Annotated in this window: 7 protein-coding genes; all 7 read right to left on the bottom strand. The window is 43.1% G+C overall.

From position 1 onward, the window contains the following. Positions 1 to 385 precede the first annotated feature (385 nt). Positions 386 to 910 carry a sigma-70 family RNA polymerase sigma factor gene (locus AB1414_12815; protein MEW6608303.1) on the bottom strand — a complete coding sequence of 175 codons (525 nt, stop codon included), beginning with the start codon at positions 908 to 910 and terminating at the stop codon, positions 386 to 388. Between the two features lie 44 nt (positions 911 to 954). Continuing rightward, complete coding sequence (locus AB1414_12810) at positions 955 to 3,480, bottom strand: glutamate synthase (protein MEW6608302.1); 2,526 nt, start codon at positions 3,478 to 3,480, stop codon at positions 955 to 957. Between the two features lie 2 nt (positions 3,481 to 3,482). Then, complete coding sequence (locus AB1414_12805; GenBank protein ID MEW6608301.1) at positions 3,483 to 4,949, bottom strand: FMN-binding glutamate synthase family protein; 1,467 nt, start codon at positions 4,947 to 4,949, stop codon at positions 3,483 to 3,485. Continuing rightward, positions 4,939 to 6,336 carry a glutamate synthase-related protein gene (locus AB1414_12800; protein MEW6608300.1) on the bottom strand — a complete coding sequence of 466 codons (1,398 nt, stop codon included), beginning with the start codon at positions 6,334 to 6,336 and terminating at the stop codon, positions 4,939 to 4,941. The genes AB1414_12805 and AB1414_12800 overlap by 11 nt, the downstream gene beginning before the upstream one ends. A 21-nt stretch (positions 6,337 to 6,357) precedes the next feature. After that, complete coding sequence (locus AB1414_12795) at positions 6,358 to 6,765, bottom strand: hydrogenase iron-sulfur subunit (GenBank protein MEW6608299.1); 408 nt, start codon at positions 6,763 to 6,765, stop codon at positions 6,358 to 6,360. Position 6,766: 1 nt separating this feature from the next. Further along, on the bottom strand, positions 6,767 to 6,931 hold the full coding sequence (locus tag AB1414_12790; GenBank protein MEW6608298.1) for a hypothetical protein: 165 nt from the start codon (positions 6,929 to 6,931) through the stop codon (positions 6,767 to 6,769). A gap of 17 nt (positions 6,932 to 6,948) precedes the next feature. Then, the coding region (locus AB1414_12785; GenBank protein ID MEW6608297.1) for an ANTAR domain-containing protein at positions 6,949 to 7,068 on the bottom strand (120 nt) is incomplete at its 5' end.

The raw sequence follows: 7,068 nt of genomic DNA, 5'->3' as shown, positions 1-7,068 counted from the left end.
ACCAGTAACCCTATTTCTTTATCCACTGCTACAGGCATTAATAATCCTATCAGTTAACTCTTCTTTTCTCCACTTCTCCATCTTCTCCCTTTCTCCTTATTTTTTATATCCTACCTGAACTCTTACAGAATAAAGTAAAAAATTGTCCATTTTGGTAACCCCACAGGTGGAATTTTTGGGGCAAGTGTTAAAATTATCTTGCCTTTTTCTTTGAAATATGCTATAAAATAGTTTGTGTCTCATTCTGGCGGTTTTGTGAGACGCAAAATTGTTTGTGTATATTTAGTGAGACGCAAGATTGCATAGGGTGGTATAGAACATGAAATATATCTGGCAATGTCCGTTATGGCCGAAATTGACCTGGGATAGTGATGCTCTTGTGTTTTTATTGGGACAAGCAAGGTTTGCCCTGTGCTTTAATTTTTTTCTCTATATCTTTCTTTATCTTCAATACCATCACATGGGATATACCTAACTTTTCCCCAATCCCTCTTAATGTCCAACCTTCAGAAAGAAAAGTGGCGACCTCTTTTTCCCGTTGTTTTAATCCCTTTTGCATTATCCTACGGACAAAGAGGATGTCATCAATCCTTTCATCAATGAGTGGTTTTTGGTCAGGAATCAATTCACCTATCTCTTCTTTCCCTTCACCAATTGGTTCATTAAGGCTTATTATTTTTGTCTTCTCTTTGTTTTTTCGGAGATAATTTTTTAGATAGAAATAGCAACTACCCATAATATAGGCATCTGTTTTCCCCTCTAATTCACCTCGTCTCCACCTTTCCCATAGGTGATAAACCATTTCCTGATACAGGTCTTCTCTATCAATCATCTGAGATGAAATAAAGGTTTTTGATGCCAGATGCTTTATCTTAGAGGAAAACCTTTTGACTAACTCCTCGAATTCCATATAACACCAATGACCGTCAGACGACTCAGACAAGTCTGACTAAACTAATTTTCCCCGTCCAATTCTTCGGTTAGCACCTTTAATTTTACAGCCCGGACTTTACGATAGACCTCTTCTGGTTTTTTCGCTATCCCATCTACCTTAAGTAAATCTTCAATCGAAATACCAAACAACCGTTCATTCTCTTGCAGATATGGGAGAATAAGTTGCCAATCATCCTGTGTAAATCTGGCAAACTCACCGCCATTTAACTGTTGTTCAACCAATCTCTTGTGAGGGTCTCGTGCATAAATAGCCCCGCCTGAGGCAAGTGAGAAGAGGTTTGAACCAGGATAAGGTGTTGGTAATTCGATTATCTTTCCCTGGTGGTCAAATTCAATTCCATTCAGGATGACAAAGCCACCGCCATTTAAAGGATCTCCAGCCATAAATGATTCTGCTAAGAAATCCAAACATGTCCCATTAATCACTACCCTTGGTTTGCCAACGGCATTAATCAGTGGTCTTCCCGCCGCATTGCCCAGAACATAAACCTCTCCTCCTTTAGCACCATACATAAAGGTCTGTCCTACATCCCCAAATACTACCAATTTACCTGCCTTCATAATTTGACCGAGTTGGTCTTGAGCATTGTTATGGACATATATCTCCAAACCGTCTATTCCTGAGGCTAAGTAATCACCAGAGGAATCATAGACATCAATTCGCACCCCTTTGGTGTTTGGACCCAAGCCGCAGCCGCAAAATCGCTGACCACGATAGCCATAGATAATAAATCTTTTCCAGCCCATTTTGTATGCCGCTACCACCAGATGAGAATCGCAATCCTGGCCTTCTGGAGCAAAATTATGGGCATTGACCACCAAAACCTCTTCTGTAGCCATTGGAGGTCTCAGGGTAGCTCTTTGCTCAAAATCAATTCGGCGATAAGAGCTGGTAGCGTTTGCTGATACATAAGGAACTGCTTCGAAGAGTTCATGCCAACTTTGCTTGAGTATCTGCATGACAGAGCTTCTTTTCTTGTCCGCGGTATCGTAGTGCCGGTCGTTAAGCAATGTAATTACTTCAAGCATCTTTGCCCTCATCTCATCACTTCTACCTGCTATCTCTACCATCTTCTGACAACACCACCGGAATGTATTGTAATCCCAGTTCTTGAGGCAGTCGCATAGATAGCAAAAGAGCTCTGGAATGGATTTTTCAACCAGGTTTCTCTCAATAACATCCAGTGACGAAACGCGTTGGAGGGAAAGACTCATATCAGCGTGCTTTTGTCCTGGTGGGGTAGTGATTATCCTGCCAAACTTATCTGTGCAAACAAACTCCTTTTGTCCATTTAGAGTAAAGATAAAAGCCCCGCCGTCCGTATGACTGCCACCGCGCGCATTCCAGTATTTATCTGCTACTGGACAAAATCGCTTGTCTTCTTCTGCCAGACTATGCAATATAGCATCAATAGCCTGTTTTTCAGAGGCTACAATCCCAACCTTTACCTCGCCCTCCTGGATAGCAAACACCTGCGGTCGTAGCATTGAGGTATCGGTTATGCCGATAAGTTGGAATTGTTTTTTTTCTGGTTCATTGCGGGCAATGATAAACAACCAGGGACCATCAGGAGAGCCGTGAATGTGATGAGCCTGGATGTAGCGATAAATTCTCTGCTTTTCTTCTGTCAGCAGGTCAAAATCAAGCTCGGTGGTAGGAGCCAGAGCCTCAATGATATATTCTAATGGGTAGCCATAAACCCGATTTAACAAATCAAAAACAAGGACTGATACCTCAGTATCTGTTAGAAACAAGGGTCTGATATTTCGCTGAAGTAAATATTCACAGACCGCGTGATAATTAGCGAAGTCACCATTATGCACCAGTGCCTCATTCAATCCGATAAATGGATGAGCACCACCTGGATGCCAAACCCGTCCTTTGGTCGGATACCTTTGATGGGCTATCCAGACATTAGCTTTAAAATCCTCTAACTGGTAATACTGAACTACCTGTTCCGCATATCCCACGATTTTTAATATCATCATATTCCTTCCGTGGGACAGGACAAATGCCCTTTTTTCACCTAAGGAGGCATAAAACCTCTGGTTTAATCTAAAGGTGTTCTGGTAGATAAACTCATCCTCTGCCTGCCGGGAATCCATCTGTTGTAATCCATTCCTCTTAATAAACTCGAATAGCACATCCTCTTTTACCCGCACAAAGTATCGACAGACATCGGGTGGTTTAACCTCCAACCCAATTTCTCGATAATCGCCTACGGTGCTAATCTCTCCTGAATAGGCTATCTTGAGAAATGGGGTGATGAATTCATCCTCTACTTCCTTCCTTGCGGTTGGGTCTAAAAGGGCAATCTGAAGGAGGTAATTATTCTCAAGCACCTCTTTACTAACCCCTAAGGCATCAGGATTAAACCCAACTGCGGCAATACCACCACCTTTGCCATTGCCGCGATTATGCATCTGGATGGATGGCTCAAAGATGTGTTTGCCGCTAACCGGCACAGAGCAGATAAATCCCACTACTCCACAGCCGCCTTCTTCATCAGCCTTGCGAATAGTCATTTCTATTTCTCCTCATAATCAATATGATACAGGCAGTCAGTTTTACCGACTAATTCAGTTATACTTTTCATTCCAAGGTGTTGAAGTATTTCTACCAGCTGATTACGCCAGGAAGTCAAAAGATTACTTATTCGTTGTGCTGCCCATTCTGCATCAAACATCACCGACAATTCCGGGTCAGTAGTAGCAATACCTCGCACACAGCCTCTGCCTGATTCACAATTAGCGCATCTAACACACTCAAGAGCAACCAATTCTGCTGTTCCAATTATCACGCCATCTGCACCCAGAGCAATAGCTTTAGCTACATCGTGAGCGGTGCGTATTCCTCCTGAAGCCATCAGGGTTACCTTGTCACGGACACCCTCAGCTACCAAAAACCTGTGCACCTTTGGGATGGCATATTCTATGGGCATAGCAATATTTTTTTTGGCAATATCGGGTGCGGCACCTGTTCCGCCATAACTACCGTCTAAATGGATAATGTGGGCATCAGCGTAATAACTTCCTATTGCTACCATATCTACATCCGTCGGAGTAGATACCTTTACCGAAACTAAAACAGCAGGATTTATTGCCTTTATCCAATCCACATGCTTTTTATGGTCTTCTACCGAATAAACCGAATGAAAGGGGAAGGGAGAGAATAAAGATGTTCCTGGCACAGCCTCTCGCATTGCCGCTACCGCAGGGGTATTTTTATCTCCAAGCAGGTGTCCACCCAGCCCTGGTTTAGCACCCTGAGCATATTTAAACTCAACTATCCGCACCCGTTGAATGGTTTGCTCACGCACCCCAAACAACCCGGTAGCAACTTGAGTAATGACATGGTTATCATACGGGTTTAATACCTCTGGATACCCACCTTCACCTGTGCAGGTAAAGGTATTCCAGAATTTGGCGGTTTTAGCCTTACCTAACATTGTAGAAAGGCTGACCGAACCAAAGGACATTCCTCCACCATAGATTGGGATGCCTATTTCAATCTGATGGGCATTATCACCCTTGCGGTTAAGTGGAATGCAGGTAGAAATCTCTTCTGGTTTGAGGTTAAACTTCTCTTTTGGGAATTTGAATCGCAGTTTATCAAAGCCGCCGCCAGAATTACCCACCTTGTATTCAAGCCCTACTGGTGGCAGTTTACCTGTTTCTGCCTGATACCATGTAGATAGAATCAGGTCTGAAGTCCAGCGGTAATCACCTAAGACCGCAGTTAACGGGTTAACCGCTAAGGATAGGGCTTTCTCAGGGCACTGTTCTATGCAGGCATTACAGGACTCCCCGATGCATCTATGCTCCTGGGCTCGACAGAAAGCTACGCCAGAGCGTTGATGGACACCAAACTTGCAGACCTCAACGCACTTGCCGCATTTAGTACATCGCGGGCTTCTGCGAATGATATACTTTGAAAGCGGGTTTCTAAACCTTGATGGTGCTATTTTTACCTCCATTCCTATATTATTTGCCATCCTTTTGTCTCCCTCCAAACAACTGTCCAAATGTCTCTTTTTCTACATCCTCAAAAAACATCGCTCGACCAACCTCACCGCGAAGCCTGCGCGCCTCACGAATACCCATTGCCCCCATAACCTCGATTAACTGCGAATGCCAGGCTCCAATTAGATTTATCATCCGTTGAGTTGCCCATTTTGTATCGATATTTTCCATCTCAACCGGACAACTCAAGTTATTAGTACACCTTTTACAAAGACGGCATTCGAGGGCGATTAAAAGTGGCAAATCAATCCCCGCGCCATCTGCCCCACAAATGATTATCTTGGCTAAATGCTCGGCCAATCCTATTCCCCCGGAGGCGATAATCGTTACCTCATCCCGCATCTGCATTTCTACTAATCTCAGATGCACCTTACGAATAGCATCCTTAATAAAGCGGGGCGAAGCCTCTTCGTATTCCTTACCCTGATAATCAGCATAAAGGTGAATAATCTCTGCCCCTTCCTGAGTTAATTGCTGAGCTACAACCTCTGCCTCTTTGTTTAACTTAACCCTGATAGAAACAATTACCTGCGGGTTAATCTCCTTAGCCTTTGAGACATAATTCATAATCGAATCTTCGTAAATGAACTCACACAACCGAACTCGCTTGAGTATATTTTTATGAGTTTCAAAGGATTTGGGAGTGAACTGGGGCATAATGATAGAATCATAGGGTCTCAACTCATCAAAATATTCCTCTGACTCAATAATCATAGGGATTCCAAGGCTAAAGCCAGCATTAGTCAGAGCCAATCTGACATTTTTATTTATCTTCCCCCATGGGAAAGGGTTAAAGATAATGGGCATAGGAATATCCAGGATTGGTGGCGGCATAGAGATAAGGGAATTATCTTTGGCAAATTCCAGTCTGACTAATTTTCTGCCCAGGTCAATTGAGGTGCTGATGTATTCTCTGCCGTGAATCCCATCACGGGTTGGACGCACAATTTCAGACATATCCGTCCACATCGAATCAAATCCAGGCCCTGAAAAAGGTCCTCGATAGCCTGCCCCTGAAACTGGAATCTTACCTGTCTCTGCCTGATACCAGATAGTAGCAATTATATTCGGTTTCCAGTATTGGTCTCCAAGTTGCAAAAACTCTGGATTTACTGCTCGTGAAAGGATTCTGCCCTTACATTCCTGCACACAACGAAAACACATCTTACACAGATAATCAATGGTATCACACATCTGTTTAGAATCAAACTTACGGTTGCGATAGATATCATAAACACAAGACTTCTTAGCACATCTGGCACAGCCAAAACAGCCGTCTTTTTCAATCGCAGAAATCTTACCCACAGGTGTCCATCTTGGTGATGTTGGTTTTACCTCGATATGATACTTCTCAGGCATCTTAATCTCCTCAATTAACAATTAGCAAATCTTACTCAGTGGATTCGGTCCTAAATCATTAATTTGCTCCACCAGCCTGTTTACAGCCTCAACCAGGGCTTGTTGACTGGATGAATCCAACTGGCTTATCTGAAGCCGCTCCTGTCCAATCCCAATCTCCTCCAGGTATTTCTTAGCCTGGGAAACCCTTGTTTTAGCTCGCAGATTGCCCTCCAGGGACTGACAGATACCATCCAAACACCCAGCTACCAGCACCCCGTCAGCTCCAGACTCCAATGCCTTAAGCAAGTATAATACCTCTACTTTCCCTGAGCAGGGCATTTTGATTAGTTTGAGGTTGGTTCTTTTTTGTACCTCTTCAAGATTAACTGCTTTTGGGATGGAGTTATGGCAGCAAAAAACTACAATCTCCGGTTTGAGTTCTCGCATCTTAAACTTTGTCCCTTTCGTTTACTTTCTGTTTTTTTACTGACTGACTACTATCTACTATTTCAAGTGCTTGAAGAATAAATTCGTAAAGATACTCTTCCTTTTCACGGAGGAACATATCCTCAAGTTCTTCAATACATTGTTCTAAACTGATTTTTTCTTTCATAATACCTGGCTGGCGCCTCATTTCTTTCTTTTCATCTCTTGTGTTAAAATAATTGCCTCTGCGACTTCTCGAAGAGATATGCGTTTATCCATTGAGTAGCGTTGAATCTTAAGATATGCCTCTTCTTCTGTCAGACC

The organism is bacterium, assembly GCA_040755795.1.
Lineage (GTDB): Bacteria > UBA9089 > CG2-30-40-21 > CG2-30-40-21 > SBAY01 > JBFLXS01.
Note: the sequence above shows the minus strand (reverse complement) of the source record. Positions and strands in the feature narration are given on the sequence as shown.

Bases quoted from the DNA above. Each gene is read 5' to 3' on its own strand.
- AB1414_12815 (MEW6608303.1), bottom strand. From the start codon at position 910: ATGGAATTCGAGGAGTTAGTCAAAAGGTTTTCCTCTAAGATAAAGCAT.
- AB1414_12810 (MEW6608302.1), bottom strand. From the start codon at position 3,480: ATGACTATTCGCAAGGCTGATGAAGAAGGCGGCTGTGGAGTAGTGGGA.
- AB1414_12800 (MEW6608300.1), bottom strand. From the start codon at position 6,336: ATGCCTGAGAAGTATCATATCGAGGTAAAACCAACATCACCAAGATGG.
- AB1414_12795 (MEW6608299.1), bottom strand. From the start codon at position 6,765: ATGCGAGAACTCAAACCGGAGATTGTAGTTTTTTGCTGCCATAACTCC.
- AB1414_12790 (MEW6608298.1), bottom strand. From the start codon at position 6,931: ATGAAAGAAAAAATCAGTTTAGAACAATGTATTGAAGAACTTGAGGAT.
- AB1414_12805 (MEW6608301.1), bottom strand. From the start codon at position 4,949: ATGGCAAATAATATAGGAATGGAGGTAAAAATAGCACCATCAAGGTTT.